This is a genomic window from Arthrobacter sp. UYNi723 (assembly GCF_054057635.1).
In genome coordinates this window covers 1-2,576 of record NZ_JBSRZM010000071.1, presented here as the reverse complement: position 1 = coordinate 2,576, position 2,576 = coordinate 1, and the positions used below count along the sequence as shown (strand labels likewise).

The 2,576-nt window shown below is 63.7% G+C and carries 2 protein-coding genes; both read left to right on the top strand.

What is annotated here, in order from left to right; genetic code table 11:
• Positions 1 to 160 precede the first annotated feature (160 nt).
• Positions 161 to 1,717, top strand: coding sequence for an IS21 family transposase (istA, locus tag ACVWY0_RS22185; RefSeq protein WP_485838616.1), 1,557 nt, complete (start codon positions 161 to 163; stop codon positions 1,715 to 1,717).
• On the top strand, positions 1,714 to 2,463 hold the full coding sequence (locus ACVWY0_RS22180) for an ATP-binding protein (RefSeq protein ID WP_160670425.1): 750 nt from the start codon (positions 1,714 to 1,716) through the stop codon (positions 2,461 to 2,463). Before istA ends, ACVWY0_RS22180 begins: the two co-directional genes overlap by 4 nt.
• The last annotated feature ends 113 nt before the right edge of the window (positions 2,464 to 2,576 follow it).

The following is a 2,576-nucleotide window of genomic DNA, read 5'->3' as shown; positions in this document are numbered from 1 at the left end:
TGGTGAATATTGGCCTTCAGGGGGTCCAGAGGTAGTGCGGGTGAGCGCCGTGGTCGGAATCCCGATTGGCGTGGGTGAGCGCCAGTGTCGGTGTGGGTGAGCGCCATCTGTAAGGCTCCTTCCACCACGTGAGGGCCACGTGGTGGAAGGATTACCGGCAATGGTACGGAAGATCAAGGCGAAACTGGTTTTGCAGTTTCGCAATCAAGGCCTATCGGGCAGGGCTATCTCGTCTGCTCAGGGCATGTCTCGGCACAGCGTTCAGGCGGTGATCGAGGCTGCTGATCGGGCAGGGCTCGGCTGGGATGACGTTGCTGATTTGTCTGATGGTGAGGTTTATCTGGCGCTATTTCCCGGCCGCGGGGTGCGCGAGAGCGTGTTTATGCAGCCGGACTGGGGCCAGGTGCACCGGGAGCTGGCCAGGGTTGGGGTGACGTTGAAGCTGCTGCACCAGGAGTATGTCGACGCATCCGGTCGGGCGGGGCAAGCGGCGATGAGTTATGACCGGTTCTGCAGGCTTTATGGCGATCACGCGATGGTCACTGGCGCCTCGTCCCGGGTCGGCCACAAGGCCGGCCGCAGCATCGAGGTCGACTGGTCTGGGCCGACGATGCAGCTGGTCGATCCGGCAACGGGAGAGGTCTCGAAGGTGTATTTGTTCGTCGCGTGTCTGCCGTTCAGCAGGTATGCGTTCGTGGAGGCGTGCCTGGATATGCGGCAGGATTCGTGGCTGCGCGCGCATGCGGAGATGTTCGCGTTCTTCGGCGGCACGGTCCCGCGGCTCGTGCCCGATAATCTCAAGACCGGGGTGATCTCTCATCCGCGCGAGGGCGAGGTCGTGCTCAACGACGCGTATCGGGAGATGGCGGCGCATTATTCAGCGGCGGTACTACCGGGCCGAGTGAGGCACCCGAAGGACAAGGCGAGCGTGGAAAACACTGTCTCGCACGTCGCCACCTGGGTGATCGCCGGGTTGAGGAAAGAGGTGTTCACGAGCCTGGCGCAGTTGCGGAGACGGATTCGGGAGCAGATCGATGCCTATAACAGGCAGCCGTTCCAGAAGCGGGAGGGCTCCCGGCTGAGCGTGTTCACCGCCGAGGAGAAGCCGGTGTTGCAACCGCTGCCGGCGGTGGCGTTCGAGATCAGCACCTGGACCTATGGGCGCAAAGTTGGGCGCAACGGCCACGTGGTCTGGGCGAAGAACTTTTACTCCGTGCCGTTCGCCCACATCGGCTCGAATGTTGATCTTCGTGTCACGGAGACCATGCTGGAGATATATCGCAGCGATGAGCGCCTCACCAGCCACCTGCTGCTGCCAGCGACGACGGCGAACCAGCATCAGACGAACGAGGCGGACCTTCCGGAGGGTCGCAGCTGGCAGGCGTGGGACCGGGCCCGGATCGATGAATGGGCGTTACGGATGGGCCCGGCAACCGTGACGGTGATCAGCAAGATCTTCGAGTCCGTGCCGGTCGAGGAGGCCGGCCACGACCCCGCGCTGGCGGTGCTGCGCCTGTCCCGCCGGTTCTCCCCGGCCCGGGTGGAAGCGGCCAGCCAGCTCGCGCTGCGGGGGCCGATACGATCGCCCCGCTACGCCCACCTGCGGCCGATCCTGGATACCGGGCAGGACAAAACCGGGATCGTCCCTGATGAGCCGGAGGGAGACGATGGCGGATACGTGCGGGGCGGCGCCTACTACGCCGGAGGGGCTCGATGAGCCGCCTGGATGCGGAGACCAAACGCAAGCTGCGCGAGATGAACGCGGGCGAGTTGCTGGAGGCCATCGATACCCAAGACGAGAGGCTGAGTATCAGCTTGCCGTTCGAGGATCGTGTCCGGCTGGTCGTCGATGACGCCTATTCGTCGTTTACGCATTCCAAGGTGACCGGCTTGATCCGGCGGGCAGGACTGCGTTATCCGAACGCGGATTTGCGCCGCATCGATCTTCTCGACGAGCGCGGTCTTGACCGGCAGCTGCTGACCCAGCTGGGCACCTGCTCGTTCGTGGGCAGGCAGCAGAACGTCGTCTTGCAGGGGTTCACCGGGTCGGGGAAGTCGTATCTGGGATGCGCGGTCGCCAAACGCGCCTGCGAGCACCGAATCCGCGCACATTACGTCCGTATGCCAGACCTCGAGGAAGAATGGGTCGCCGCGCAAGACAGGCCCGGCGGTTCCGGTAAATTCCTGCGAAAGTATGCGGCATTCACGCTGCTGGTCATCGACGAGTGGCTCCTGGACCGACCCACGGAACCGATGCGAGGCATGCTGCTGGAACTGATGGAGCGCCGCTACGGCGAGACCTCAACAGTGTTCTGCACTCAGTATTTGCAGAAGGACTGGCACCAGCGGCTCGGCTCCGGCGTCCATGCGGACGCGATCATGGACCGGATCATCCACAACACGATCTGGGTCGAGACCGGCAACTACAACATGCGCGAACACGCAGCACTCGTGAGCGCCTAATCCTGTGCCAGAGAGCGTCAGCGGCGCCAAGCCAGGCGACTGCTGGCGCTCTCTGGCACGATCCCCGGCGCTCAACCGCACGAATGGGTGGCGCTCAGGGCTTCAAATACTCA

Bases quoted from the DNA above. Each gene is read 5' to 3' on its own strand.
- istA (WP_485838616.1), top strand. From the start codon at position 161: ATGGTACGGAAGATCAAGGCGAAACTGGTTTTGCAGTTTCGCAATCAA.
- ACVWY0_RS22180 (WP_160670425.1), top strand. From the start codon at position 1,714: ATGAGCCGCCTGGATGCGGAGACCAAACGCAAGCTGCGCGAGATGAAC.